This is a genomic window from Streptomyces sp. NPDC051684, from assembly GCF_044453445.1.
Lineage (GTDB): Bacteria > Actinomycetota > Actinomycetes > Streptomycetales > Streptomycetaceae > Streptomyces.
This window is the reverse complement of record NZ_JBITCS010000014.1, coordinates 176,600-202,530: the sequence shown is the minus strand read 5'-3', so window position 1 is coordinate 202,530 and position 25,931 is coordinate 176,600. Positions and strand designations below refer to the sequence as shown.

At 71.4% G+C, this 25,931-nt stretch carries 22 protein-coding genes and 3 tRNA genes; 15 read left to right on the top strand and 10 right to left on the bottom strand.

The window, feature by feature from the left end:
• Positions 1–118 precede the first annotated feature (118 nt).
• A complete protein-coding gene (locus tag ACIA8D_RS19150) occupies positions 119–721 on the bottom strand; it encodes a histidine phosphatase family protein (RefSeq protein ID WP_399233565.1) in 603 nt (200 codons plus the stop codon).
• Between the two features lie 241 nt (positions 722–962).
• Between ACIA8D_RS19150 and ACIA8D_RS19145 the strand changes: the two genes are divergently transcribed.
• From ACIA8D_RS19145 to ACIA8D_RS19115, 7 genes are all read left to right on the top strand, one after another.
• Positions 963–1,892: a phosphatase PAP2 family protein gene (locus ACIA8D_RS19145; RefSeq protein ID WP_399233563.1), complete on the top strand. Its 930-nt coding sequence runs from the start codon at positions 963–965 to the stop codon at positions 1,890–1,892.
• Positions 1,816–2,982, top strand: a complete 1,167-nt coding sequence (locus tag ACIA8D_RS19140; protein ID WP_399233560.1) for a hypothetical protein — start codon at positions 1,816–1,818, stop codon at positions 2,980–2,982. Before ACIA8D_RS19145 ends, ACIA8D_RS19140 begins: the two co-directional genes overlap by 77 nt.
• Positions 2,983–3,118: 136 nt before the next feature.
• On the top strand, positions 3,119–4,726 hold the full coding sequence (locus ACIA8D_RS19135; RefSeq protein WP_399233558.1) for a hypothetical protein: 1,608 nt from the start codon (positions 3,119–3,121) through the stop codon (positions 4,724–4,726).
• Positions 4,723–6,072 carry an AAA domain-containing protein gene (locus tag ACIA8D_RS19130; protein WP_399233557.1) on the top strand — a complete coding sequence of 450 codons (1,350 nt, stop codon included), beginning with the start codon at positions 4,723–4,725 and terminating at the stop codon, positions 6,070–6,072. Before ACIA8D_RS19135 ends, ACIA8D_RS19130 begins: the two co-directional genes overlap by 4 nt.
• Positions 6,073–6,222: 150 nt before the next feature.
• The gene (locus tag ACIA8D_RS19125) at positions 6,223–6,573 is read left to right on the top strand and encodes a hypothetical protein (RefSeq protein ID WP_399233554.1); all 351 of its coding nucleotides are present in this window, start codon (positions 6,223–6,225) and stop codon (positions 6,571–6,573) included.
• Positions 6,574–6,699: 126 nt separating this feature from the next.
• A complete protein-coding gene (locus ACIA8D_RS19120) occupies positions 6,700–7,341 on the top strand; it encodes a bifunctional DNA primase/polymerase (protein WP_399233552.1) in 642 nt (213 codons plus the stop codon).
• Positions 7,332–7,405: transfer RNA gene (locus tag ACIA8D_RS19115), tRNA-Lys, on the top strand. Before ACIA8D_RS19120 ends, ACIA8D_RS19115 begins: the two co-directional genes overlap by 10 nt.
• A 164-nt stretch (positions 7,406–7,569) precedes the next feature.
• Here the strand turns inward: ACIA8D_RS19115 and ACIA8D_RS19110 are convergent.
• Positions 7,570–8,859, bottom strand: a complete 1,290-nt coding sequence (locus ACIA8D_RS19110) for a M6 family metalloprotease domain-containing protein (protein ID WP_399233550.1) — start codon at positions 8,857–8,859, stop codon at positions 7,570–7,572.
• 306 nt (positions 8,860–9,165) lie between these two features.
• Between ACIA8D_RS19110 and ACIA8D_RS19105 the strand changes: the two genes are divergently transcribed.
• Positions 9,166–11,076, top strand: a complete 1,911-nt coding sequence (locus tag ACIA8D_RS19105; RefSeq protein ID WP_399233548.1) for a putative bifunctional diguanylate cyclase/phosphodiesterase — start codon at positions 9,166–9,168, stop codon at positions 11,074–11,076.
• A gap of 28 nt (positions 11,077–11,104) precedes the next feature.
• Here the strand turns inward: ACIA8D_RS19105 and ACIA8D_RS19100 are convergent, their stop codons facing one another.
• The 3 genes from ACIA8D_RS19100 to ACIA8D_RS19090 all read right to left on the bottom strand — a co-directional run bounded on the left by ACIA8D_RS19100 (position 11,105) and on the right by ACIA8D_RS19090 (position 13,996).
• Positions 11,105–12,184 (bottom strand): LLM class flavin-dependent oxidoreductase, encoded by a 1,080-nt coding sequence (locus tag ACIA8D_RS19100; RefSeq protein WP_399233546.1) that lies wholly within the window; start codon positions 12,182–12,184, stop codon positions 11,105–11,107.
• A 252-nt stretch (positions 12,185–12,436) separates the two neighbouring features.
• Positions 12,437–13,168, bottom strand: coding sequence for a decarboxylase (locus ACIA8D_RS19095; RefSeq protein WP_399233544.1), 732 nt, complete (start codon positions 13,166–13,168; stop codon positions 12,437–12,439).
• A gap of 3 nt (positions 13,169–13,171) precedes the next feature.
• A complete protein-coding gene (locus tag ACIA8D_RS19090; protein WP_399233542.1) occupies positions 13,172–13,996 on the bottom strand; it encodes an aspartate/glutamate racemase family protein in 825 nt (274 codons plus the stop codon).
• Positions 13,997–14,343: 347 nt separating this feature from the next.
• Between ACIA8D_RS19090 and ACIA8D_RS19085 the strand changes: the two genes are divergently transcribed.
• The 6 genes from ACIA8D_RS19085 to ACIA8D_RS19060 all read left to right on the top strand — a co-directional run bounded on the left by ACIA8D_RS19085 (position 14,344) and on the right by ACIA8D_RS19060 (position 19,926).
• The gene (locus ACIA8D_RS19085; RefSeq protein ID WP_399233540.1) at positions 14,344–15,759 is read left to right on the top strand and encodes an amidase; all 1,416 of its coding nucleotides are present in this window, start codon (positions 14,344–14,346) and stop codon (positions 15,757–15,759) included.
• A gap of 99 nt (positions 15,760–15,858) precedes the next feature.
• Entirely contained in the window at positions 15,859–16,791 is a 933-nt protein-coding gene (gene ehuB / locus ACIA8D_RS19080; protein WP_399233539.1) for an ectoine/hydroxyectoine ABC transporter substrate-binding protein EhuB, read from the top strand.
• On the top strand, positions 16,788–17,531 hold the full coding sequence (ehuC, locus tag ACIA8D_RS19075) for an ectoine/hydroxyectoine ABC transporter permease subunit EhuC (RefSeq protein WP_399233536.1): 744 nt from the start codon (positions 16,788–16,790) through the stop codon (positions 17,529–17,531). Before ehuB ends, ehuC begins: the two co-directional genes overlap by 4 nt.
• Complete coding sequence (gene ehuD, locus ACIA8D_RS19070; RefSeq protein ID WP_399233533.1) at positions 17,528–18,175, top strand: ectoine/hydroxyectoine ABC transporter permease subunit EhuD; 648 nt, start codon at positions 17,528–17,530, stop codon at positions 18,173–18,175. Before ehuC ends, ehuD begins: the two co-directional genes overlap by 4 nt.
• The gene (gene ehuA, locus ACIA8D_RS19065) at positions 18,165–18,980 is read left to right on the top strand and encodes an ectoine/hydroxyectoine ABC transporter ATP-binding protein EhuA (protein ID WP_399233531.1); all 816 of its coding nucleotides are present in this window, start codon (positions 18,165–18,167) and stop codon (positions 18,978–18,980) included. The genes ehuD and ehuA overlap by 11 nt, the downstream gene beginning before the upstream one ends.
• A 175-nt stretch (positions 18,981–19,155) precedes the next feature.
• Positions 19,156–19,926 (top strand): IclR family transcriptional regulator, encoded by a 771-nt coding sequence (locus ACIA8D_RS19060; RefSeq protein ID WP_399233529.1) that lies wholly within the window; start codon positions 19,156–19,158, stop codon positions 19,924–19,926.
• Positions 19,927–20,081: 155 nt separating this feature from the next.
• Here the strand turns inward: ACIA8D_RS19060 and ACIA8D_RS19055 are convergent.
• From ACIA8D_RS19055 to ACIA8D_RS19035, 5 genes are all read right to left on the bottom strand, one after another.
• Positions 20,082–20,155, bottom strand: a tRNA-Lys gene (locus ACIA8D_RS19055).
• A 63-nt stretch (positions 20,156–20,218) separates the two neighbouring features.
• Positions 20,219–21,889, bottom strand: coding sequence for an AMP-binding protein (locus ACIA8D_RS19050; protein ID WP_399233526.1), 1,671 nt, complete (start codon positions 21,887–21,889; stop codon positions 20,219–20,221).
• A 230-nt stretch (positions 21,890–22,119) separates the two neighbouring features.
• Complete coding sequence (locus ACIA8D_RS19045) at positions 22,120–22,731, bottom strand: lytic polysaccharide monooxygenase (protein ID WP_399233524.1); 612 nt, start codon at positions 22,729–22,731, stop codon at positions 22,120–22,122.
• A 161-nt stretch (positions 22,732–22,892) separates the two neighbouring features.
• Positions 22,893–23,996, bottom strand: a complete 1,104-nt coding sequence (locus ACIA8D_RS19040) for an SPFH domain-containing protein (RefSeq protein WP_399233522.1) — start codon at positions 23,994–23,996, stop codon at positions 22,893–22,895.
• A gap of 20 nt (positions 23,997–24,016) precedes the next feature.
• Entirely contained in the window at positions 24,017–25,303 is a 1,287-nt protein-coding gene (locus ACIA8D_RS19035) for a peptidoglycan-binding protein (protein ID WP_399233582.1), read from the bottom strand.
• A 234-nt stretch (positions 25,304–25,537) separates the two neighbouring features.
• Between ACIA8D_RS19035 and ACIA8D_RS19030 the strand changes: the two genes are divergently transcribed.
• A tRNA-Lys gene (locus tag ACIA8D_RS19030) sits at positions 25,538–25,611 on the top strand.
• Positions 25,612–25,931: the final 320 nt, after the last annotated feature.

The window sequence follows — 25,931 nt, the reverse complement described above, 5'->3', positions numbered from 1 at the left end:
GGAGGCGACGCGGAGCGTCGTCGACCGACGACAACGCCGCGAGCGTGCGTGCCAGGCCCCGCGAGCCCGGCCTGATCCAAACGACAAGCCCTAGCAGACCCGCGACCGCCGGAGGGGCTTACGGGCCCACCGCCAGGTGGCCCGTGTCGTTCCACGACTCCAGTGCGGGCTCCCCGTACGCCCATCCCAGTACGGACAGCGACGTCGGGTTCAGCCGAATCCGCGCGGCGAAGTCCAGCGGCAGACCGAGCCAGCGCGCCCCGATCGAGCGCAGGATGTGGCCGTGGGCGAAGACCAGGACGTCCCGGTCGGCGGAGCGCGCCCACCGCACGACCTCGTCGGCCCGCGCCGTGACCTCCGCGAGCGTCTCCCCGTCCGGCGCTCCGTCGCGCCAGATGAACCAGCCGGGCCTGCGTTCCTGGATCTGCGCCGGCGTCAGCCCCTCGTACGCCCCGTAGTCCCACTCCAGGAGCGCGTCCCACGTGGTCGCCCGCTCCCCGAACCCGGCGAGCTCGCACGTCTCGCTCGCGCGCACCAGCGGTGACGTGCGCACCTCGACGCCGTCGAGCCCGTCGTACGGCGCCCGTCCGAGCCGCTCGCCGAGCAGTTTCGCGCCGCGCCTGCCCTCCTCCAGGAGCGGAATGTCCGTCCTCCCGGTGTGCCGTCCGGACAGCGACCACTCGGTCTGTCCGTGCCGGGCCAACAGGATGCGCGGTGCCATGAGGAGGCCTCTTTCGAAACTACAAGCAACTACAAGGGTTCAAGGGTGAACATAGGGCGAGCGGGAAGGATCGCCCCGTCCATCATCGCGCAAGCCACAGGGAGGACGCCCGGCGGGCAACCCGCAGTGTGATCGCTGCGTCTAGGAGGGTCAGGGGTCGCCCGGACACAGACCCGGCACACCGTACGAGTGAGAGCGTGGCCAGTGGCCGCCGCACGAGCGAAGAGGGGGAGCGGCCCGCATGTCGCAGACCGACGAGGCACCGCGCACGGAAGCGATACCCGGCGCCGGGCTCCGCTGGTGGACGGAGCTGCCGCTGATCCTTCTGGTGTACGGCGCCTACTCCGCGGGCCGGCTGCTCGCCCGCGGCGACGAGGGCCAGGCCGTCGACCACGGTGTCGCGATCCTGCGGGCCGAACAGGCCGTCCGCCTCAACCTCGAACACCCGCTGAACCGTCTCTTCACCCGCGAACCGTGGCTCGGCGTCCCCGCCGACTTCTGGTACGCCTCGCTGCACTATCTGGTCACGCCGCTCGTCCTCGTCTGGCTGTTCCGCCGCCGCGCCGAGATCTACCGGACGGCCCGCACATGGCTGATGACCTCGACGATGATCGGCCTCATCGGCTTCGTCCTGCTGCCGACCAGCCCGCCCCGGCTGCTCGCCGCGCACCACGGCTTCATCGACACGATGGCCTACTACAGCTCGTACGGCTGGTGGGGCGGCGCGGCCAGCGCCCCCAAGGGCATGGGCGGCCTGACCAACCAGTACGCGGCGATGCCCAGCCTGCACGTCGGCTGGGCGCTGTGGTGCGGCGTCCTGCTGTGGCGGCACGCCCGCTCCCCCTACGTGAAGGCGATCGGCGTCGTGTACCCGCTGATGACCACGGTCATCGTGATGGGCACCGCCAACCACTACTTCTTCGACGCGCTCGCCGGGGTCGCGGTGATGGCCGCGGGCCTGCTCCTCACGAAGCCGGTGCGGCTCGTCGCGGCCCTCCTCAAGGACCGGGCGTACGGCGTGTTCGCGGGGGCGCCGGCCTCCCCTTCCGCCACGCACGCCCCGATTGTCAGTGGAGAGTGCCAGACTTTCCCGGGTGAGCGAATTCCCCGACAGCGCAAGGAAGCCACGTCGCACGACAGCAGCGACGGGGCTGCGGCACCGGCTCGCTGAGCTGCGCGGCCCGGACCATCCGCCGCGTCCGCTGGACGCCCGGGCCCTGGCCGCCCTCGCGGCCAATCCGGGCTGCCGAAGGCGGGCGCTCCTGGACGGCGCGGGCGTCGACAAGGCGCGCATAGCGGATGCGCTGGGCTCACCGTCCTCGTTCGGCCAGTCCCAGTTCGCCCTGGCCCGCGGCAATGTGTTCGAGGCGCGGGTGAAGGCGGACGGCGGCTCCGAGCTGCTCAAGCTCGTCCACGCGCGCGTGGACGCCGCCGCGCCCGAACCGGCCCCCGATCTCGTACGGGTCCCCGATCTGTCGGCCATCGGCCCCGAGGGCCGCACCGCGCGCACGGCGCTCGCCCTCCGGGAGGCCATCGAGGCGACGGAAACGCCAGGCACCTGGACGTTCCTCGACCACCCGATGCTGGCGCTCGACGTGGCGGGCAGCCCCGCGTTCCTGGAGCCGGACGCCGTAGTCGTGCATCCGGACGGCAGCTGGACCGTCGTCGAGATCAAGTCCTTCCCGATGATCGACGGCGCGGCGGACGCGTCGAAGGTGGGCGCGGCGGCCCGGCAGTCCGCGGTGTACGTGCTGGCACTTGAGGAGGTCGCGGCGCGGCTGCCGGACGGCCAGGTGCGGGTGCGCGACCGGATCGTGCTCGTGTGCCCCAAGGACTTCTCGAACCTGCCGGCGGCGTCGGCGGTCGACGTGCGCAAGCAGCGGGCGGTGACGCGCCGCCAGTTGGCGCGTCTGACGCGCGTGGAGGACATCGCGGCGGAGCTTCCGCCGGGCACGGTCTTCGACCCGGAGCTGCCGCCGGCCGAGCTGACGGCGGCGGTCGAGTCGGTTCCCGCGACGTATGCGCCGGAGTGCCTGGCGGCGTGCGAGTTGGCGTTCCACTGCCGTGACCGTGCGCGTGCCGGCGGCGCGGTGACCGCGCTGGGGCGGCCCTTGCGGGCCGAGCTGGGGTCGTTGACCACGGTCGAGTCGGTGCTTGCCGCTGCGCGGGGCGATGCGGGGGATCCGGCGGATCCGACGGTGGCGGCGTTGCGCCGGGCGGCGGCGTTGCGGGTGGAGGCGTTGGGGGGTGTGCGTTGCTGACCCGGCCACCCGGTCCCACGCCACGGGGCTCCGCCCCGGACCCAGCTGCTCAATCTCCCCCAGCTACCGCTGGGAGGTGCCCCCTGCAGGGGCTCAATAAGCACAGCGGCGCCGGAACACGTAAGGAGACTCCCCGGTGAGTCTGATCGACCACCTGGCCCGGCTGGAGGCCACCGCGTCGGGGCGGGCCCAGCGGTCCGCCACGGTGCGGCACCGGCACCTCTCCCAGCGCCCACTCGTACTCGTGCCGCTCACCACCGCCGGCGAGACCGGCGCCCCGCTCGGCGCGCTCGTCGGCACCGAGCGCACGTCGCCGCGGCTCCTCGTCGTCCCGCAGCCCCGCGACCGCGACCTCCGCTTCGCGTTCCTGACGCAACTGGCCGACGAGGTCCTGCCGTACATCGACACGTACGCCACCGAGGTCGAGGCGGCGGAGCGCAGCGAGGTCGACGCGGAGACCGGCAAGAAGGTCAAGGTCGAGGTCGAACTGTGCGCGGACGCGCCGCAGTTGATCGTGCCGAGCCGCGCGGGCATCGAGTTCGTCCGCCTGCTGGGCCGCTCGATGCGCTTTCGCCGCACCGCCGAGCAGGACCCGGAGACGCCCTGCCCCGCGCCGCCGCACGTCCCGCTCCTCGGCCGCTGGCTCACGCACTTCGGCGAGCGCGCGCGGGTCCCGGGATCGGCCCTGCTCCTCGCGATGACGGACCTGCTGTCGCGGCACTGGGCGACGGGCCAGTCGAGCCTGGAGGACCAGCACTTGGGCGCGCTGCTCGCCTGGATCGAGGCGCCGGAGGGCACGTCGGGCGCAGCCGCCGCGCTCGGCGCCGAGCTGGACCGCGACAGGCACGGCCAGCTGCTCTGCCCGCCGGCGGGCCCCGCCACCGACCCCGCCTTCGACAACAAGCTGCTCGCGCCCGCGATCGAGCGCTACGACAAGGCCCGTACGCGCCATGCGGCCGCGGAGGACGCGATCGAGGCGGAGGGCCGGCTCGCCGAACTGACCGCCGCGGAGCGGGAGATCCACGCCCTGGTCGAGTCCCGCACGCGGCCCACCTGGGACGCGGTGTGGCGCGGCCTCGACCAGCTGTGCACGCTGCCCGAGGGCGGGTACGCGGCGGAGCGCTGGACCCGCGACCGCTGGTCGTTCACCGGGCACCGCGACCGGGTGAGCGCGGGCGAGCCCCCGCAGCCGCGCCGGGACGACGCGGTGACGGCGGCGAACAAGCTGGCCACGCGCGAGCGCGAGCAGGCCCGCCTGGAGGCGCAGGAGGCGCTGGACGACCCACTGGTGATGGCGGGCCGCCGGCTCTCGGGCGAGGCGTTCGCCGGGGAGGTGACCGAGGTGGTGGCGGCATACAACGAGAAGAAGCGCCCCCGCCCGCTCGTCACGCTGACGACGGACGACAGTCCGCGTCTCGGCGTGGGCGTGAAGGTGTACCGCACGCTCGAAGGCAAGCCGCAGACCGCCGAGTTCGTGGGATACGAGGACGAGGGCGCCGAGGGTGCCGGGAGCGGGAACGCCCCGCTCGTGCTGCGGATCCTGGACAAGATGGGGCGCGGCAAGGAGCCGGCCGAGGGCTCGCTGCCGGAGAAGGGCGAGCGGGTGTGCTGGACGCTGTTCGAGCACGAGCAGCGCGGCGGCCCCAAGCTGCCGGAGCCGGAGGAGACCCCGTGGACGCACGGCGGCCCGCCGGGGACGGGCGCTGAGGCGCCGGACACCGTGACTTCGGAGGACGTACTGTGACCGCGCCGACCACCGCCCTCAGCCCGTCCGACGCGGCCGGGCAGGCCACCGCCGCCATCCTCCACGACACCCTGCACGGCACGGCGCGCGGCATCGTCGTCGACTCGCCTCCCGGCGCCGGGAAGTCGACCCTCGTGGTGCGTGCGGCGCTCGAACTCGCGGACGCGGGCCGCCCGTTGATGATCGTGGCGCAGACGAACGCGCAGGTGGACGACCTCGTCCTGCGCCTGCACGCGAAGAACCCGGAGCTCGCCGTGGGGCGACTGCACAGCAGTGACCCGGACGCGTACGACAAGGCGCTCGACGATCTGCCGAACGTCCGTCTTTCGACGAAGGCCGGCGATCTGGCCCCGCTGCCGGTCGTCGTCTCGACGGCCGCGAAGTGGGCGCACGTCAAGGACGTCGAGCCGTGGCCGCACGCGATCGTCGACGAGGCCTACCAGATGCGCTCCGACGCCCTGTTGGCCGTGGCGGGGCTGTTCGAGCGGGCGCTGTTCGTGGGCGACCCGGGCCAGTTGGACCCGTTCGCGATCGTCGGCTCGGAGCAGTGGGCGGGCCTGTCGTACGACCCGTCGGCCTCGGCGGTCTCGACGCTGCTGGCCCACAACCCGGACCTTCCGCAGCACCGCCTCCCGGTCTCCTGGCGGCTCCCGGCCTCGGCGGCGCCGCTCGTCTCCGACGCCTTCTACCCGTACACCCCGTTCCGCAGCGGCACGGACGAGGGCGACCGGGAGCTGGACTTCACGGTGCCGCCGGACGGTTCGGCCCCCGACGCCGTCATCGACGAGGCGGCGGCCTCCGGCTGGGGCCTGCTGGAACTGCCCGCCGCACACACTCCCCGTACGGACCCGGAGGCGGTCCGGGCGGTGGCCCAGGTGGTCCGGCGCCTGCTGGACCGCGAGGGCGTCACGCGCTCCGAGTCCGGCGAGGGCTCGCTGACGGCCGAGCGGATCTGCGTCGGCACCGCACACCGCGACCAGGCGGCGGCGGTACGGGCGGCGTTGGCGGACCTCGACGTCCACGACGTCACGGTCGACACGGCGAACCGGCTGCAGGGCCGGGAGTTCGACGTCACGGTCGTCCTGCACCCGCTGTCCGGACGGCCGGACGCGACGGCGTTCCACTTGGAGACGGGCCGCCTGTGCGTCCTGGCCTCGCGGCACCGGCACGCGTGCGTGGTGGTGTGCCGTGCGGGCGTCACGGACCTCCTGGACGAACACCCGTCGGCGGACCCGGTGCAGCTCGGGGTGACGGTGAAGTTCCCGGACGGCTGGGAGGCGAACCATTCGGTACTGGCCCGCCTGTCGGAGCACCGAGTCCAACATCCCAGCCCCTCCGGCGATTGAGGAGCGGGACCCGGGGCAGAGCCCCGATCTTTTGAACCCGGCCCCGGGCGGAGCCCCCCGCCCTCTTGCGGCCCGACGGACAATAGAAGGTGGTCCCGGCACCGGCCGCCGGGCCCACGCCGGACCACGCCGAACAAAGGAGCCCGCACCATGGCGGAGCCCGACCGTACCCACCAGCCCCGGCTGCGACCCGCCCCGCTGATCTTCGAACCCGCGGAGGCGGCCGCGGACCCGGAGCACTTCTTCGACCTGGAGTCCATCGAGGACCCCCGCGACCTGCTCACCCGTGCCACGGAGCTGACGCACGCGTTCCGCTCGGCGGCGGACCGGTCGATGGAGTTCCAGGCCGTCGCCGCGGCCCAGCTCGCCGACCCGCGCCGCTTCGACCGGCTCACCACGGCGGACATCGCGGAGCGCGCGGACTGGACCGAGGACTACGCGAAGAAGATGGTCGAGTTCGGCCGCGATCTGCTGCGCGGGACCAAGGAACGGACGACCTGACGGGCGGGGCCGTAATGATCGTTTGGCATATGCCAGGGGGGCAAGATACTCCACCCCGCCCCCTCCTGTCCCGATTTTCCGCAACCCTTGGGAATCGACCCCTCACCCCCTGTAGATGTATGAGACATGAGCACCGCGACGCCTCCGTACTCCCCCCACGCCCCCTCGGCCACGGCCCCCGGCGCGCGTGACCACTTCGACATCTGCGACGTCACCCCCGATGGCACGGCCTGGCTCGCCTCGGCCGGGGCGTACCCGCGTTCCACGCTCGCCCACTGGGAGTCCCGCCCCACGGCCCCCGTCGTCCTCCCCTGCGGTTCCGTCTTCGACGTGGTGAACGTCCCCGCGATCTTCGGCCGGCGGATGTTAGACCGGCTCTGGTCCGAGGGCCCCGGCTCCGGACCCGTCGCCACGCACCGGGGCCGCATGCTCCTGTTCACCGCCCCGGGCACGGCCCAGCGCCTGCCGTCCCTCCTGCGCTGGGAGGAGTGGGGCCCCTCGGTGCCGCCGCTGCTCTTCCACGGCGCCGGCGACGCGGTCACCGGTCCCGCCCCCACGACGCGCGCCGCCCTCCGCCCCGACCAGCGCCAGGAGTCCCGGTGGGTGGTCGCCCCCGACACCCGGCACCCCTGGCTGCCGGGACCCGAGGTCATGCGCTGGGCCTGCGTCCGGGCGGCCCGCGCGAGTGCGCAGGCCGCGGTGCGGATTTCGATTTTTCCTGCCACGGATCCTGGTGCTAATGTCTACGACGTCAACCGGCGCCATTAGCTCAGTTGGTTAGAGCAGCGGACTCTTAATCCGCGTGTCCGGGGTTCGAGTCCCTGATGGCGCACAGAAACGAAGGCCCCCGCTACGGCGGGGGCCTTCGTCGTGCATCGAACCCGGGTGGGCAGATTAAGCCCCTGCAGGGGGCACCTCCCAGCGGTAGCTGGGGGAGATTGAGCAGCGGGGGCCGGGGCAGAGCCCCGCGGCCGCAACACCGTCGCCGGTGTGGGATCAACCGGCCGTCGTAATCTTCACCGTCCACGCCCCCGACCCGGTCCGCCCCTCCGTCTCCACGCGGATGTCGTCCCCCGGCACCGTGAAGGTCTCGCCCACTCCCACCGGCGCGTCGGCCAGCGGCGGGTAGACGGATTCGCCGTAGCAGGCCTCCGTACGGGGGTGGGCGTCGAGGACCTCCATGGGGCCGCCGCCGGACGAGAAGTCGCTGCGCACGCGGTACACCAGGACACCCCGGCTGCACGTCGCCGCGTCGTTGCCGGAGCCTCCCCGGGCCTCCAGTGCGATGGCGCTGTCCACACCGGTGCGGATGACAGCGAGCTTGGTGCCGTCCCCGGTGCCGAACGGCGCGCCCGCTCCCCGCGGCGCCGTGCTCAGCGGCTCAAGGGTCAGCCGGGTCTCGCCGCTCCGCTTCACGCACGCCACCTGCCGCCGGTCCAGCCACCCCAGCTTCCACTTGTGCCAGCCGAACAGATCCGGCGAGAGCCCGAACTGGCTGCCCATGACGTCCCAGTCACCGACGTACGTGTCCCAGTCGCCCTTGCCGTCCGTGGGCCGGTGGTAGAGGTCCGGCAGGTCGAAGACGTGACCGGTCTCGTGCGCGAGCACATTGCGGTCCGGCGGGTGGCGCTCGAAAACCGTGACGATGCGGCGGATGTCCGTGCCGTCCGCATGCATCGGCCGGTCGAAGTTCACGACCTTCGTCGCGTCGGAGTCGACGCCGGGCGCGTCCGGGTCGGCGACGAAGTAGACGACGTCGTACTTGCTGAAGTCCGTGTGCGGGTCCGCCGCCGCCAGGGCGTCCTGCAGATACGCGCTGCGGTGCGCGGAGTCCCAGTCGCGCTCTATGGCGTACGCGGTCGAGGGGTGCGGCATCCGGGTCCACCGCCGTTGCGGATGCGGGACCAGGGAGAACTTCCCGTACGAGGCCCGGTCGAAGAAGCGGCTGGTGGACGGGAAGTAGTCGGAGGCCAGCTCGTCGGGCGTGGCCAGGGGCCGCGAGTCGGGGAACGAGAGGAAGACCATCACGGCGTTGAGGGTCTTCCTGGGCTTCGGGTACGCCGAGTTCCAGGTGTCCAGGCCCTCGGAGTGGTGCGCCGAGGTGCGCTCCAGGGCGCAGGGCCCCGCGAACGGAGCGGCCGCGGCCGGCCCCGCGACGAGCCCCATGGCGGCCACGGCGGCGAAGGCGGTGAGCGCCGCCGCGAGTGCGCGGGGGCGCGGCTTGGCCACTCCCCCGAGTGGCTGCGGACGCGGCAAGTCGACCTCCGGGACGGGAATGCGGGGCACCCAACCCAGAGTGTTGGTGTTTATATAGATTTGCCCTGTTTATCTGGCCCGGATGAGTGACTGGACGACACTCCGGCCGATCACGGAACGTCACAGCCGATCGGCGGCGATCGGGCCACGACAGAACCTGTGGCAGCGGCGAGCAGAAACGATCTACTGGGACGGGGTCCCGAGGTCCGGAACCCGTGTAGACCGCATTCCAGGCTGGATAGGCCGTCCGACCTGCCTCTATGATCGGCACACTTTCCAGCCGGGACCCGGCCGTAGCAGACCACGCAACCATCCGACGCACCACGGGAGCGAGCGGTGAGCGCACAGCCCGAAGGGCCAACGACCGCGCGCTGGGTGGCCCCGCCCGGCCGACGCCACGATCCCCTCGCGGGGATCCCTGGACTCACGGAGACCTCGGACGTCACGGAGAGTGAGGGCGTGCGGTCGGCTTCGCGGCACCCGTCCACCCAGGCCCTCTACCGCCCGGCGTTCGCGACGTCGCCGCTGGCCATGGCGGTCGTCGACCGCGAAGGCGTGATCGTCGGCGCCAACGACGCGGCGCGCACGCTGCTGTGCGGCGAGGACACCGGTGAGGGAGCCGGCACGGAGGCCGGCGAAGGGGCTGGAGAGGGCCCGGGTCACCTGCTCGGACGCACCGTCGACGAATTGCTCGACCTGCACTCGGACCCGCGCACCGCGGACGCCTACCGGGAGATCCTGCGCGGGCGCCAGGCCCGGCTCAGCCGCACCCGCCGCCTCAAGCACCCCTCGGGCCACTCGGTCTGGCTGCGCGTCACGGTGTCACCGCTCCCGGACGCCGAGGCCGTGCTGCTCTCGCTCGGCGACATCACCGCGCACCGCGGCCTCCAGGACCGGCTGCACCATCTGGAGCTGCACGATCCGCTGACCCGGCTGCCCAATCGCGCGCTGTTCTTCGAGCGCGTCTCCGCGGCCCTGGAGGCGGGGGCGTACGAGAGCGCGGACGCGACCGGGCGCGTGGGGCTCTGTCTGCTCGACCTCGACGGATTCAAGGCGGTCAACGACGCGCTCGGGCACCCCGTCGGCGACCGGCTGCTCGTCGCCGTCGCCGAGCGGCTCACGCACTGCGCGGACCGCGCGCAGAGCGCCGCGGGCGCCCCGCTGGTGGCCCGGCTCGGCGGCGACGAGTTCGCGCTGCTCGTCGAGGACTCCACCGGTACGGAGCAGCTGGCCGAGCTCGCCCGGTCGGTACTCGACGCGCTGCGGGAGCCCTTCGACCTGGCCGGTCAGGAGGTGTCGGTCTCCGCCTCGATCGGCGTGGTCGAGCGGCAGGTCACGGGCACCAGCACGACGGCCCTGATGCAGGCGGCCGACACCACGCTGTACTGGGCGAAGGCGGACGGGAAGGCCCGCTGGACCTTCTTCGACCCGGAGCGCAACGCCCACCGGATGACCCGCCAGGCGCTGTCGTCGAGCCTGCGACCCGCGGTCGACCGGGGTGAATTCGCCCTGGAGTACCAGCCGTTGGTGGAGATGGCGGGCGGCGGGCTGAGCGGGGTCGAGGCGCTGGTGCGCTGGCGGCACCCGCAGTTCGGCCTGTTGACGCCGAATCGGTTCATCGGACTGGCCGAGGAGGACGGCTCCATCGTGGAGCTGGGGCGGTGGGTGCTGCGGACGGCGTGCGCGCAGGCGCGGCGCTGGCAGATGGAGCACCGCGAGGCGCCGCCGGTGTTCGTGAGCGTGAATGTGGCGGTGCGCCAGATGTGGGACTCGGACCTGGTGGCGGACGTCGCGCAGATCCTCGCCGAGACCGGACTGCCGCCGGAACTCCTCCAGTTGGAGCTGATCGAGTCGGCGGTGATGGGGCCGACGGGGCGGCCGATGCAGGCCCTGCGGGCGCTGAGCGACATGGGTGTGCGCATCGCCATCGACGATTTCGGCACCGGGTACTCCAACCTCGCGTACCTCAGCCGGCTTCCGGTGTCGGTGCTCAAGCTCGACGGGGCGTTCGTGCGGGGGTTCCGGGAGGACGGGGCCGCGCCCACGGAGCCGGCCGACACGATGATCGTCGAGGCGCTCGTGCAGTTGGCACACCGGCTCGGGCTCACCGTGACCGCCGAGTGCGTGGAGACGGCGGAGCAGGCAGAGCGGCTGCGCCGACTCGGCTGCGACACCGGGCAGGGGTGGCTCTACTCGCGGCCGGTGGCGGCGGATCGTATCTCTGGGCTCCTCGCGGAGCGCCGGTGATCCGCCGCCGACACGCGGCCATGAACCGTCAGGGGCGCGGCAACCCGTAGGCGTCGGCGATGAGTTCGTAGGAACGAAGTCGTACGTCGCCGCCGTGCGCGTTGGCCGTGAGCATCAACTCGTCGGCGCCCGTGCGCTTTTGCAGTTCGTCGAGGCCGGAGCGGACCTCGTCGGGGGTGCCGTGGATGACGTTGGAGTTCCAGGACTGGACGAAGTCCCGCTCCATCTCGTTGAACTGGTACGCCTCCGCCTCCTCGGGCGTCGGCACGAGGCCGGGGCGGCCGGTGCGCAGCCGGACCATGTTGAGGGCGGCGGCGAGGACCTGGCGACGGGCCTCCGTGCCGTCGTCGTCCGTCGCGAGGGCGGAGACGCCGATGAGGGCGTACGGCTCGGACAGCAGCTCGGACGGGCGGAAGTTCTCGCGGTACAGGTCGAGCGCCGGGAGGGTGTTCTGCGCCGAGAAGTGGTGCGCAAAGGCGAACGGGAGGCCGAGGGTCGCGGCCAGCCGGGCGCTGAAGCCGGAGGACCCGAGGAGCCAGATCGGCGGGCGGTTCGGGTCCTGTACGCCGTCGGGGGAGGTGGCCTGGACCGGGCCCGGGACGGCGTGGATGCGGGAGTACGGGTGGCCGTCGGGGAAGTCGTCGTCGAGGAAGCGGGTGAGCTCGACGAGCTGCTGCGGGAAGTCGTCGGCGCCCTCGTTGAGGCGGTCCGTGCGGCGCAGCGCGGCGGCGGTCGCGCCGTCGGTGCCGGGGGCGCGGCCGAGGCCGAGGTCGACGCGGCCCGGGGCCATCGCCTCCAGCGTGCCGAACTGCTCCGCGATGACCAGTGGGGCGTGGTTGGGGAGCATGACGCCGCCGGAGCCGAGGCGGATGCGGTCGGTGTGGGCCGCGAGGTGGGCGAGGATCACGGCGGGGCTGCTGGAGGCGACGCCGGGCATCGAGTGGTGCTCGGCGACCCAGTACCGGTGGTAGCCCCGGTTTTCCGCAAGGCGGGCGATGTCGACGCTGGTGCGGAGCGCCTGGGTGGCCGTACGGCCGGCGCCCACGGTGACCAGGTCCAGGACGGAGAGCGGGGTGGGTGCGGTCCCGAGGGCTGCGCCGCGGATCACGGGTCCTCCTGCGAATACGTACGTACGGTTGCTGACTGGACCCCGACGTAACGGAGGCCCACTCCGCTTTATTCCCGCACCGTGGCGGGGGCCGTATCGACGCTTGCGCGGCACCGGGGGCCGCCCTGCCCACCCTGCCGCCCAAGGCGGCAGATTGCCCAAGGCGGGACGGCACCTTCAAGCCCCGCCGGCGATTGAGGCGCGGGGTCCGGGGCGGAGCCCCGAGGCTGGAGGACGGGTGGGCGCGGCCCGTCAGACCTGGACCACCGGCTCCTTCGTGAAGAGGGCGCCGAGGGCCGGCGCGTTGACCCGACGGTCGACCAGGCGCAATGCCTCCCAGACCGTGACCTGGTTCGCCGTGAGGACGGGTTTGCCGAGCTCGGCCTCCAGGTCACGGACGTACGCCGCCGTGTGCAGCGCCGTGTCCGGCAGGAGCACCGCGTCCGCGTCGGGGTGGTCACCCGCGCGGGCCATGGCGCGCACCTCGTCCCAGCCCCACGTACCCACCTCGGCCGCCGTGATGATCCCGCTGCCTCGGACCGACAGCACCTCCGCCCCGGCCGCCTTGAGGAACGCGGCGAAATGGTCCGCCACGTCCTCCGGATAGGTCGCGGCGACCGCCACCCGCCGCGCCCGCACCTCCCGCAGCGCGTGCGCGAAGGCGAAGGACGTACTCGACGCGGGCAGCCCCGCCGCCATCGCGAGCCCGCGGACCTGTTCGTGCGCACCGTCCCAGCCGAAGACGAAGCTCCCGGACGTGCACGCCCAGACCACCGCCTCCGCGCCGGACAGCCGCAGCTCCTCGACGCCCGCGGCGAGCCGGTCGGGCGCGCCCATCTTCAGGAGCGCGTCGACCCGGTGCGCGTCCTCACCGATGTCGGTGTGGACGACGGGCAGCCGCACATCGCTGTCGATCAGCATCTCGATGCGCGGGTAGTCGTCCTCCGCGGAGTGTCCGGGGTACAGAAATCCCAGCGAGGTCATGCGCTATGCCCACCCTTCCTGTTCCTTCGACCGTTCCCTCGGCAGCTCCTCCGGAGGCAGCGCCCCCGGCAGCTCCGACGGGGGCCACACCCGCGCCGCCGGATCGAGCAGCGCCTGGTACGGCCCCACCGCACGCGTACCCAGTCGGGCGAGGGCTGCCCACATCGTGACTTGATTGGCCGAGATCACCGGCACCCGCAGCTCCGCCTCCAGCTGCGGGATGACGTCGTACGTCGGGAGGTTGGTGCAGCTGATGAAGAGCACCTCGGCCCCGGAACCGGCCGCTTCCCTGGCCATCGCCGCCACGTCCCGGTAGGGCACCTTCCAGATGTGCCGGGTCAGCCCGAGGAAGGCCCGCCCGGTGACCGTGATCCCCGCCTCCGCCAGATACTCCTCCAGGGATTCGGTGACCGACTTCGTATAGGGCGTGACGAGGGCGATGCGCCGCGCGCCCAGTTCGGACAGGGCCTCGAGCAGGGCCCCCGACGTGGTCACGGCGGGCAGCTCGCCGGCCCGCCGCATCGCCGCGCACAGCGCCCGCTCCCCCGCGAGCCCGCCGACGAAGCTGCCGGAGGCGCAGGCGTACGCGAGGACCTCCGGCCCGGTGGCGCCGAGCGCGCGCACCGCCTCGCCGAGCGTCTCGTGCTCGCTGACCAGACGGGCCAGGTCGAGTCCTACCTCGACGGGCACGAACGGAGTACGGGTGAGGTGGAGAGAGACATGGTCGGGCACCCAGCGCCACAGCTCGCGGTCGAGAGCGAAGTCGAACGGTGCGACGACACCCACACCGCGCTGCGGTTTCGGTCCCCCCAGGAATGAGACGTCCATGAGCAGGCCCCATGTTCAGCTGACTGATCAATGCCGGTGTGGTGCTTGAGCCGGCGAACCGCCGGGACGTCGGGACAGCGACACAGCGCGAAACAAGGTGCAGGAACCCTAGTGGAGTACCTCTGTTGTCGACGGTAGGTTCCGGTGCCTGCGGGGTCAATCCGCACATGTCGGCAGGCGTGTTCGATCTTTACGGTCTTCGTGAAATGGGCCGCTGTTCCCGACTTCTCGCGTCCAGGAAAGCGGATCTTCATTGCCTGCCGGTTTCCCCGCGATGTCCGTGCCTGACGAGGTGATCCTGGGTAGGTCCCCGGCAACGTATCGCGAGCGCTGGTGCTGGAGGGCGGATGACGAGCGAGCTCATCGGACTGACCGCGCAGGACCTCATCGAGGGATATCGCAAGGGAGAGTTCAGCCCGGTCGACGCGACCCGCGCCGTGCTCGCCAGGATCGAGGAGACCGAACCGGCGCTGAACGCGTTCGTGCGGGTCGACACGGCCGGTGCGCTCGCCCGGGCGGAGGAGAGCGCGCGGCGGTGGCGCGAGGGCGAAGCGACGGGCCTGCTCGACGGGGTGCCGGTGTCCGTGAAGGACATCCTGTTGCAGAAGGGCGCGCCCACGCTGCGCGGTTCGCTGACGGTCTCCGAGCAGGGCGGCTGGGACGAGGACTCGCCTTCGGTGGCCCGGCTGCGCGAGCACGGCGCGGTCCTCGTCGGCAAGACGACGACGCCCGAGTTCGGCTGGAAGGGCGTGACCGACTCGCCGCTGTCGGGCGCGACCCGCAATCCGTGCGACCCCTCGCGCACGGCGGGCGGCTCCAGCGGCGGCAGCGCGGCGGCGGTCGCGGTGGGCGCGGGTCCGCTGTCGCTCGGCACGGACGGCGGGGGTTCGGTGCGGATCCCGGCCTCGTTCTGCGGGATCTTCGGCCTCAAGCCGACGTACGGGCGGGTGCCGCTGTATCCGGCGTCGGCGTTCGGCACGCTGTCGCACGTGGGGCCGCTGGCCCGCACGGCGGCCGACTCGGCGCTGATGATGGACGTGATCTCGGGCCCCGACCCGCGGGACTGGTCGGCCTCGGGCCCGCCGGCCGGCGGCTTCCGGGACGCGCTGCACGGCGGGGTGCGGGGGCTGCGGGTCGCGTACTCGCCGACGCTGGGCGGGCAGGTGGCGGTGCGGCCCGACGTCGCCGCGGTGGTGCGCGCGGCGGTGACGCGGCTCGCCGGACTCGGCGCGTACGTCGAGGAGGTGGATCCGGACTTCACGGATCCGGTCGAGGCGTTCCACACGCTGTGGTTCAGCGGGGCCGCGCGCGTGGTGCAGCATCTCCCGGCGTCCAGGCGGCAGTTGCTCGATCCGGGGCTGCGCGAGATATGCACCCGGGGCGCCCGGTACAGCGCGCTCGACTACCTCGCGGCGGTCGACGCGCGAATGGCGCTCGGGCGGCGGATGGGCGTCTTCCACTCGACGTACGACCTGCTGGTGACGCCCACCGTGCCGATCACCGCGTTCGAGGCGGGAGTTGAGGTCCCGCACGGCTCCGGCCTGCGACGATGGACCGGGTGGACCCCGTTCACATACCCCTTCAACCTGACCCAACAGCCCGCCGCTTCCGTGCCCGTGGGGCTCGACGGGGACGGACTGCCGGTCGGTCTCCAGCTCGTGGCCGCGCGGCACAGGGACGATCTCGTGCTCCGCACCGCGCACGCGTTCTACGCGTCCGGGGTGGCAAGTCACACCGGCCCCAACACCGCTGGAATCGCGTGAAGTTAGGACATGGCCGTAATGCAGTGAATTCAGATCTCGGCTTTATCAAGGGCTGAAAACGATAGGCATACCTCCCGGGGCTTCGGGTAATGGCGCGCCATGGCTCCACCACTTGGTAACAATGAGGGATTCATCGCCAGACCCGTCCGCCGCCGCTCTCTGCTCTACGGTGCGGGGGCGGCGGCGCTGGGTGTGTTCGGTACCGCAGCCTGTAGCCGCGTGCCGGAGAGGGGGAAGGTCGAGGGCGGGGATCTGCTGGACCGGCTGCGCGACGCGGGCGAGGTCAAGATCGGCGTCGCGGGTGAGGTTCCGTTCGGATACATCGACGAGAACGGCGAGGTCACCGGGGAGGCGCCGGCAATCGCCAAGGTGATTTTCCCGCGCCTCGGGGTGCCCAAGGTGAAAGCGGTACCGACGCAGTTCAGCGCGCTGATTCCGGGGCTGACCCAGGCGCAGCAGTTCGACGTGGTGTCGGCGGGCATGTACATCAACCCGGATCGCTGCGAACAGGTACTGTTCTCCGATCCCGATTACCTGATGCCCGACTCGTTCATCGTGCGCAAGGGGAACCCGCACGGCATCAAGACGTACGAGGAAGTCGCGAAGAAGAAGCTGAAGTTCGCGACGGGTACAGCCTACGCGGAGATCGAGTACGCCAAGGCCTACGGCATCAAGGACATGCTGATCCTGCCCGACCAGGTGGCCGGCCTCGACGCCGTGCGCCAGGGCAGGGTCGACGCCTTCGCCGGTACGGCGGTCACGGTCCGCACCGTGATCAAGGGCAAGAGCGGGGTCGAGGCCATCCCGCCCTTCCAGCCCGTCGTCGACGGCAAGCCGGCCTACGGAGCGGGCGGATTCGCGTTCCGGAAGTCGGAGAAGAACCTGCGCGACGCGTTCAACAAGGAGCTGCACAAGCTCAAGGACAGCGGTGAACTCCTGCGCATCATGGCGCCCTTCGGCTTCACGAAGAAGGAGATGACCGACCTCACGGTCGAGAAACTCTGCCCCCCTGCCAAGGGAGCCGCCTCATGATGTCCGCGAAGTTCTTCGAGAACTGGTTCCTGCCGGGTATCTGGATCACGCTCGAGATCACGGTCCTCAGCGCGATCTTCGCCTTCGTCGTCGCGATCATCATCGGCATCCTGCGCACCTCCAACGTGTGGTTCGTGCGCTTCCTTTCCGGGGCGTACTTCGAGATCTTCCGCAGCACGTCGTCGCTGGTCTTCATGTTCTGGATCGCGTTCACCGTGCCGATGCTGTTCCACATCAACTTCGAGCCCATGTTCGCGGGCATCCTGGCGCTCAGCATCACCTACGGCGCCTACGGTTCGGAGATCGTGCGCGGCGCGCTCGCCGCGGTTCCGCCCGCCCAGCGCGAGGCCGGCATCGCCCTCAACTTCACGCGCGCCCAGCGCCTGCGCCGCATCGAGATCCCGCAGGCCTGGCCGGAGATGATCCCGCCGTTCAACAACCTGCTGATCGAGCTGCTCAAGGGAACCTCGCTGGTGTCCCTCATCGCAGTGGCCGACATGACGTTCGCGGGCAACCTCAAGCGGCTCGTCTCCGGCGACAGCGCGCCGATCTACACGCTGCTGCTCGTCCTGTACTTCGTGTTCGCGTTCATCTTCACGCGCCTCATGCGCCTGCTTGAGCGCCACGCCAAGAGCCGTGTCGGCCAGGCGCCCGAGCAGGGCGGTCTGCGCGTGCTCCTCGGCGGGATGCGCTCCAAGTCGACGATCGACGCCGTCACCGGTGCCGGAGGTGCCAAGTGAACTGGGACTGGTCCAACGTCGCGGACTTCATGCCGCAGTTCTGGGACGGCGTTGTCGTCACGCTTCAGGCCCTCGTCTGGGGTGCGATCATCGCCTTCGTCCTCGGCCTGGTGTGGGCGATCGCCCAGCGCTCGGAGCAGAAGTGGATCAGCTGGCCGGTGACGGTGATCACCGAGTTCATCCGGAACACCCCGCTCCTGGTGCAGCTGTTCTTCCTCTTCTACGTCGTTCCCTCCTGGGGCATCTCGATGTCCCCGCTGGTCACCGGGATCGTCGGGCTCGGCCTGCACTACTCGACGTACACGTCCGAGGTCTACCGGGCCGGCATCGACGGCGTGCCCGTCGGCCAGTGGGAGGCGGCGACGGCGCTCAGCCTGCCCAAGGGCCGCACCTGGCGCGCGGTGGTCCTGCCACAGGCCGTGCGCAGGGTGATCCCCGCGCTCGGCAACTACGTGATCGTCATGCTGAAGGAATCGCCGCAGATCATGGCGATCGGCGCCCTTGACATGCTGGGCGAGGCCCAGAGCTACAGCTCGACCACCTTCACCTACGAGGCCATCAGCGTCGTCGGTGTCGCCTTCATCGTCATCGCCTACCCGGCTTCCCTTCTTCTGCGAGTTCTGGAGCGTCGTCTTGTCCGCTGACAGCAGCACTTCCCAGGAAATCCCCAATCCTGCCGTCGACGGCAGCGAGCTCATCCGCTTCGACAAGGTCACCAAGCGGTTCGGCACCAACACCGTCCTGGACAACCTGGACTTCTCCGTCGACTCCGGCAAGCACGTCACGCTGATCGGCCCGTCCGGATCCGGCAAGACCACGATCCTGCGGCTCCTGATGACGCTGATGAAGCCCGACGAGGGCACCATCAGGGTCGGCGGCGAGTACCTCACGCACGAGCAGAAGGACGGCAAGCTCGTCCAGGCCGGCGAGAAGCACATCCGCGAGATCCGCAAGAACATCGGCATGGTGTTCCAGCAGTTCAACCTGTTCCCGAACATGAACGTGCTGCGCAACATCACCGAGGCGCCGGTCAACGTGCTCGGCCTGTCCAAGGACGAGGCGGAGCAGCGGGCCAAGGAGCTGCTCGACATGGTCGGCCTGGGCGACCGCTGCGAGGCGTACCCGTCCCAGCTCTCCGGCGGTCAGCAGCAGCGTGTGGCCATCGCCCGCGCGCTGGCGATGCGGCCGCAGGTGCTGCTCCTGGACGAGGTCACGTCGGCGCTCGACCCGGAGCTGGTGGCCGGCGTGCTCGACGTCCTGCGGGACATCGCGCACAGCACGGACATCACGATGCTGTGCGTGACGCACGAGATGAACTTCGCCCGCGACATCTCGGACCAGGTCCTGATGTTCGACTCGGGGCGCATCATCGAGTCCGGTTCGCCGGAGAAGATGTTCGGCGAGCCGGAGCACGAGCGCACCAGGGAGTTCCTGAGCGCGGTCCTGTGACCAGCCGCTCACCGAGTGGTGCATGACTTTGGCATATGCCACGGTGGCGCGTTCCTGCTGAGAGGCACGGAACGCGCCACCAATCTCTCCAACCGGCGCCCCCGAAAGGGGTGTTGGCGGCTATCGTGGACTTCAGCCCAGCTGTCCGGAACCGGTCCATGCAGGGGGAAGAACCGTGGCGCTGAAGCACGAGCAGGGTGCGTCCCCGCACCAGCCGCACGAGGCGGTGCAGCACGCGTTGCGCGTGCTGGAGATCGTCGCGCACCGAGGCGTGGGCGTGACCGACACGGAGCTGGCGCGGGTCACCGCGCTGCCCGCCGACCAGCTGACGATCCTGCTGCGCATGCTGCGCCGCGAGGGGTACGTGCAGCAGACCGCCGACGGGGCGTACATCACCGGCGAGACCCTGACCAGGCTCAGCGCCGCGGACGGCCATGCGGCCGCGCTCACCGCGAAGCTCCAGCGCACGCTCGACCGGCTGCGCGACGACGTGGGCGCGGCGGTCTACATGAGCCGTTACGTCGACGGGGAGATCCGGGTCACGCAGATGGCGACGGGGCCGGGGACGCCCGCGGTCAACGAGTGGGTGGACTTCCGCGTCTCGGCGCACGCGAGCGCCATCGGCAAGAGCCTCCTCGGTCAGCTGGACATGAACGGGCGGCGGGATCATCTGTCCCGGCACAAGATGGCCCGACTCACCTCGCGCACGATCACCAACGAGAAGGTGCTGCTGTCCCGGCTGGCCTCGCAGCCGGCGACGGTTCCGGTGCTGGATCTTCAGGAGTACGCGGTGGGCACGGTGTGCGCCGCCGTTCCCATCACGGCGGGGGCGTCGGTGGGGTGTCTGGCGCTTTCCCTGCCGGTTGAGCATGCGCACCGTTTGCACGATGCGGCGGAGCAGCTCAACAAGGAAGCGGCGCCGGTTCTTCTTTCCCTGGCGATCTGACCGTTCACCCGGCGACGGCGTTGCGGCCGCGGGGCTCTGCCCCGGACCCCGCTGCTCAACCGCCGCAGGGGCTTGAACTGCCCACCCGGGCTCGATCGACAGCCGTCTTGATGCACGACGAAGGCCCCCCGCACTGCGGGGGGCCTTGCATCTTGTGCGCCATCAGGGACTCGAACCCCGGACACGCGGATTAAGAGTCCGCTGCTCTAACCAACTGAGCTAATGGCGCCGGTTGACGAGGTAAATACTACCTGGCCCCAGGGGGTGCTTTTGACCACCGGGGGCTCAGGGGTCACGACGGGGTGAGCAGGTGGTCGCGGGCGTGGTCGCGGTAGGCCGTCGTCAGGGTCGTGCGGTCCTCGGGGGTCAGGGGGCGGTAGGCGGGGGCGGACGGTGGGCGCCACCACAGGGTGCCGCCGCTCCAGAAGCCCTCGCGGCGCAGCTCCCCGCGGCGCACCTTGTTCGTCGCGGTGACCGGCATCCGTTCCACCACCCGTACGAACCGGGGCGTCATCTTCGTGCCCAGGTCCGGCTGGGCGCGGAGGAAGGTATCGAGGCGCGCCGGGTCGAAGGCGAGGCCCTCGTGGAGCGCCACCGTCGCCATCACCTGGTCCCCCGCCACCGGGTCCGGCACCCCGTAGACCGCGACGGCCGCCGCGTCGTCCCAGCGGGCGAGGATGTTCTCGATCATGGCGGGGGCGAGGTTCTCGCTGTCGACGCGGATCTTGTCGTCGCCGCGCCCGGCGAAGTAGAGGAACCCCTCGGCGTCCCGGTAGAAGTGGTCGCCGGTCCAGTACCAGCCGTGTTCGCGGACGCGCTCCGCGTACGCGGCGTCGTTGCGCCAGTAGCCCTCGAAGGGCGAGCGGCCGCGGTTGACCAGCTCGCCTATCGCGTCCGCGCCGTTGAGGAGCCGCCCGCCCTCGTCGAAGCGGGCCGGCGGGCACTCCGCCCGCGTCTCCGGGTCGAGCACCGCGAGGTCGCTGCCGGGCGCCGCCAGGCCGATCGCGCCCGCCGGGGTGCCGGACGTCCGCTGCACCGCGGCGCCGCCCTCCGACGACCCGTACCCCTCGACGAGCCGCACCCCGAACCGCTCCTCGAACCGCGCCGCGTCCACGGCCCCTGCCTCCGTGCCGAACCCGACCCGGAGGGGGTTGTCGCGGTCGTCCGGGCGCTCGTCGGTGGCGAGGATGTACTGGACGGCCCGGCCCACGTAGGTGAAGTACGTGGCACCGAATCGGCGTACGTCGTCCAGGAACCCGGACGCCGAGAAGCGGCGGCGCAGCGCGACCCCCGCCCCCGCCGCGACGGCCGGCGCCCAGTCCGCGATGACCGCGTTGCCGTGGAAGAGGGGCATGCAGATGTAATGGACGTCGTCCGCGCGCACCCTGAAGTTCGTGACCAGGGACTGGCCTGCCGCAGCGAGCCGGCCCTGCGTGCACAGCGCCGCCTTCGGGGCGCCGGTCGAGCCGGACGTGAAGTAGAGCAGCATGCGGGTGCCGGGTCCGACCCGGTCGTCGACGTCCGGTTTCGCGCCGTCGTAGGGCGTGAGCAGCTCCTCGTACGCGTCGGTGTCGGTCACCAGGATCCGGATGCCCGGCAGGTCGAGGCCGTCGAGCAGCGGGAGGTGGGCCCGCTCGGTGACCAGGACCCGGCATTCGGTGTGCGTGATGTCGCGGGCGAGCTCGGCGCCGCGCCGGGTCGGGTTGAGGCCGGCGACGGCGGCGCCGGAGAGCGCGGCCGCGCCCAGCCACTGGGGGAACTCGGGGGTGTTGTCGAGGAGCAGGCCGATGTGGGGCTCGGACGCCCGTGGCAGCAGCTCACCGAGGAGCGCCGCGCGGGCGGCCGCCCCGGCCGCGACCTGGTGGTGGCTGAGCACCTGGTCCTCGTACGCGAGCCCGGGCCTGTGGTCGCCCCAGCGCGCCTGGATCAGCTCCGCGAAGGTGAGCTTCGTCATGGATCCCATGGCGGTGCACCATAATTGACACCCCGTCAGATGTGGAGGTGCAAGCGCCCTTCACATGAGCCCCTCCCGGCGACCTTCAAGTCCTTCCCGGCGGCCTTCAAGCCCCGCCCGGCGACCCTCAAGCCCCGCCGGCGATTGAGGCGCGGGGTCCGGGGCGGAGCCCCGAGGCGTGCACCGCTGGTGCCGCGAACCCCGGTACACCGTGGGGCGGCGCACCGGGGAGGCACACGTCAGAACGTGACGTCCGAGCACGCGTAGAACGCGTTCGCCGTGTCCGCCACGGTCCACACCGCCAGAATCACGTGATGCCCGGTCTTCCCGGAGGGCAGCGTGCCGGAGTGCGAGAGCGTCGCCGGCGGCTGGCCGCTGAACGGGACCGTGAGGAACGGGGCAGTCTGCAGCGCCGACCGGGTCAGCGGCTTGCTCTGGTCCCAGCCGTCCTTGGTGATGTAGTAGCGGAAGTCCGTGGTGGAGTGCCGCGCGGTGAACTGCCAGCGGAAGGTCTGGCTCTGACCGCCCGTCACCTTCGTGGTCGGCCAGGCGTTCCCGTTCGGCTGCTTCGGGGCGTCGAGCGCGCTGAAGTTGCCGTGCCCGGCCGAACAGATCTTGCCGTCGGCGGGGCCCGCCGCCGGGAAGCCCTTGAGGCCCTCGACGCTCTGCGGCTCCCACTGGATGTCGCCGCAGCCACTGACACCGCCGTTGGCGCAGAGCTTCTGCCTGCTGACGGGCAGATCGGTGTAGCCGTGGCCGCTGGCACCGCCAGCGGAGAGCGCGAACGCCCCCGCGGTCGTCAGGCCGAGCAGGGCCGCGTACGCCTTCGTACGCTTCGAGGTCTTTCGCATGCTGCCGCTCCTGGGGGGTGTTGGGAGTGCCGGAAGCCGTGCGCACAGCGATGGTTCGACTGGTTCAGGTCTAGACCAACGCACAATGTAGGACCGTGAGTTGAGCATGTCCAGACCAATCGCAATTCCCGGCACGAGCCCTTCCGCTCACCCCCGGAGCGTCACTCCCCCCGGCCCGTGTAGAACGCCACCGTCAGGTCCTTCACGAGCAACTTGCGCTCGTAGTCGTCGAGATCGACGAGACCGCGCGCGGTCAGCCGCGTCACGGTGTCCTCCACCGAGTCCACGACCGTGGTCAGGACGCTGTCCCGACGGCGCGCGTCGAGGGTCGCGATCCGGCGTTGCCGCATCGCCGCGGCCACCTCCGGCTCGTACTCGATCCGCGTGGGCTGCGCCGAGAACACCTCGATGCCGACCGGGGCCGCGTCCTCGGCGAGGCGCCGGGTGAGCAGGTCGCCGAGGGCCTCGGCGTTGCGCAGCACGGGCGCGTCCCGGTCGCCGACCACGGCGGGCAGCCTCGACAGCACCCGCGCGAGCCCCGCCTCCACGCACTCGCGCAGATACGTCTCGTGGTCCTCGGTGCCGAGCGTCGCCCGCGCCGTGTCCTTGATCCGCCAGGCGACGAGCACGACGACGCGCAGCGCCTCGCCATTGGTGTCGACCGCCGGCATCGGCTCGCTGCGCCAGTGCCGAAGGCGCAGGTCGACCCGGCGGCGCACGAGCAGCGGGTTCAGCCACAGCAGCCCCGCCCTGCGCACGCTCCCCCGGTACCGGCCGAAGCGCGTGAGCACCCAGGCCCCGCCGGTGCGCCCGCGCGCGAGGCCGCCGACGCCGAACAGGGCAAGCGCCCCGGACCCGGCGAGCGCCGCCCACTGCGCGGGCCCGAACCCGGCGCCCGCGTATCCGTCGAGGCCCGCGAGATCGGTCATGATCCGGGGCAGCGCCCCGGCCCAGCCGAGCGAGGCCGCGGCACCGGCCGCGCCCGCCGCCCCGCCGAACACCCCGAAGGCGCCGGGCAGCGCCCGTGCGGGCCGCTCCTCCAGGCCGGGGTCAACGGAGGGCGTGGGGCGGGCCGGTGCGGGCCGGGACGCGCGCCCGTTCGTCGGAGTCGCGCGCTCGACCTGGGCCTTGGTGACGACCGCGGGCCGCAGCGGCACGGCCACCGGGTCCGGGTCGTCGCGGAAGAGGAGGTGGACCGGGATCTCGGTGGTGGACTCGTTGCGGATGAGCCGCGCGGCGCGCGCCCCTCCGTCGGTTTCGCTCATGGAACCCTCCGCGTTGCGCGTCATGAGAACAGCCGGCGCCAGGTCTCGGGGCCGGGGTAGCCGTCGGCCGCCTTGCCCCGCCAGCCCTGGGCCCGCTGGAAAGCCTCGACATTGCGCCGGTCCGCCTCGCTCCAGCGCGGTCCGGGGCCCTTGGTGTAGAACCTGCCGAATCCTTTCTTCACGAGCTGCTTGCCGAGGCGCGTCACGTCGGAGTTCTCCGCGCCGGGCCGGAACTTAGCCGTGCCGGGGAAGGCCGAAGGACCGGACCGCTCGGCGCCGCCACTGCCCCCCGACGGGATGCTCCGCCCCTGCCCGGTCGCCAGATACGCCCAGGTCGTGGGCCCCGGGATGCCGTCCGCCGCCGAGCCGCGCCAGCCCTGCGCACGCTGGAACGCGCGCGTGGCGTTGCGGTCGGCCTCGCTCCACTTCGGGCCGGGCCCGACCTTGTAGAACCGCTTGCCGCCCCGCTCGACGAGCATCTTGCCGAGCCGCGTCACGTACGCGTTGTTCTTGCCGGGGCCGAAGTACTTGACGCCGGGGAACTTCGTCGACGCGCTCGCCCCGGAACTGCCGCCCGAGACCGCCCTGTACCGGTACGCGACGTAGCTGCTCGAATGGTTCCAGTACGCGTACGGGGTGGCCTGCACCCGGGTGCCGGGCTTGGTCTGCTCGTACGCGATGTACCGGGTGCGGGACGCGTCCGTCCAGCCGCCGAAGATCGTGACGTGCGAGCCCTTTTCCGGGTCGGCCGGGTTGTGGAAGAGCAGTATGTCGCCGGGTTGCAGCTGCGCCTTGGTGATCCGGGTGCCGTACTGGGCGAGGCTCCCGGTCCACTCGTTGCCCGGGAGCCCCCAGGCCATCGACACGAAGCCCGAGCAGTCCTGGCGGTAGCCGTCCTTCCAGAACTTGTTCATGTTGTACGGGACCTTAGCCTCGACCCACGTCCTGGCGCGGTCGAGGATCGCGGCGCGGGAGGTCTTGCGCAGCGTCGTGGACTGGACCAGCGACACCGAACCGGCTGCCGGGGCCGGCGCGCCGTGCAGCGGTCCCGTCCCGCCCTGCGGCGTCGTGCCGCCCGCGTCGACCGGGGGCGGGGTCAGTGGTCTGGCCTCGTGGTGTTCGGCCGCGGTGGCCGGGGTGGTCTGGAGGCCGCCGACGACGGTGCCCGCGGTGGCGGCGAGGATCAGCGCGTGGCGGGCGGCCACCTTGGTGCGCACCGGTTGCGGCACGGCGCGCCGCCACTCGGCGCAGCCCGCGCAGTCGCAGCCCTCGGCCGGGTCGACGTCCTCGAAGACCGGGGCGCCCATCGGCTCCGCCGTGTCCCCTCGCTCCATCCGCTCCATGCGATTCCCCTCACACTCCGGTGCCGGACTTTGGAATAACGAGCCTCGATTCCGCACGCAGGAAGCGTCTCAACTGTCCAGACAAATCGCATGTTGACGGTCCGAATGATTGAAACCGCCAGAATTCACCCACATCCCCGGCGTGTCGAGTGGTCAGAAGCACCCAGGAGGGTCGGGTAAAGTTATGCAGGTCGACCGGCGCCATTAGCTCAGTTGGTTAGAGCAGCGGACTCTTAATCCGCGTGTCCGGGGTTCGAGTCCCTGATGGCGCACAGAAACGAAGGCCCCCCGCAGCAGCGGGGGGCCTTCGTCGTTGCTTCACTCACGGAGTGACGCAACCCGCATCAAGGCCGGTAAACACCATGTATCGGCCTTGCGATCATGAACCGGGGCACAGCACTCTGTCATGGAGCCATTGGCTCCCAAGATGCTTACGGTACAAGGCAGTTGAAATGGGCACCGTGTCATGCCGGGCCCGAGCCGGTTGCCGAGCGCGCGGGGAGGGGGCCCCGCCCATGAACCGATGTCGAGGGGGGCATCATGCAACCGGAAGGCCGCCGTACCAGTCTTACGTATGTAGGTAAGGGTGGGA

Coding starts and splice junctions, on each gene's coding strand:
- ehuC (WP_399233536.1), top strand. CDS start 16,788: ATGATGTCCGCGAAGTTCTTCGAGAACTGGTTCCTGCCGGGTATCTGG.
- ACIA8D_RS19090 (WP_399233542.1), bottom strand. CDS start 13,996: ATGGACGTCTCATTCCTGGGGGGACCGAAACCGCAGCGCGGTGTGGGT.
- ACIA8D_RS19040 (WP_399233522.1), bottom strand. CDS start 23,996: ATGAGCGAAACCGACGGAGGGGCGCGCGCCGCGCGGCTCATCCGCAAC.
- ACIA8D_RS19095 (WP_399233544.1), bottom strand. CDS start 13,168: ATGACCTCGCTGGGATTTCTGTACCCCGGACACTCCGCGGAGGACGAC.
- ACIA8D_RS19050 (WP_399233526.1), bottom strand. CDS start 21,889: ATGGGATCCATGACGAAGCTCACCTTCGCGGAGCTGATCCAGGCGCGC.
- ACIA8D_RS19125 (WP_399233554.1), top strand. CDS start 6,223: ATGGCGGAGCCCGACCGTACCCACCAGCCCCGGCTGCGACCCGCCCCG.
- ACIA8D_RS19150 (WP_399233565.1), bottom strand. CDS start 721: ATGGCACCGCGCATCCTGTTGGCCCGGCACGGACAGACCGAGTGGTCG.
- ehuB (WP_399233539.1), top strand. CDS start 15,859: ATGGCTCCACCACTTGGTAACAATGAGGGATTCATCGCCAGACCCGTC.
- ACIA8D_RS19120 (WP_399233552.1), top strand. CDS start 6,700: ATGAGCACCGCGACGCCTCCGTACTCCCCCCACGCCCCCTCGGCCACG.
- ACIA8D_RS19045 (WP_399233524.1), bottom strand. CDS start 22,731: ATGCGAAAGACCTCGAAGCGTACGAAGGCGTACGCGGCCCTGCTCGGC.
- ACIA8D_RS19085 (WP_399233540.1), top strand. CDS start 14,344: ATGACGAGCGAGCTCATCGGACTGACCGCGCAGGACCTCATCGAGGGA.
- ACIA8D_RS19145 (WP_399233563.1), top strand. CDS start 963: ATGTCGCAGACCGACGAGGCACCGCGCACGGAAGCGATACCCGGCGCC.
- ACIA8D_RS19035 (WP_399233582.1), bottom strand. CDS start 25,303: ATGGGCGCCCCGGTCTTCGAGGACGTCGACCCGGCCGAGGGCTGCGAC.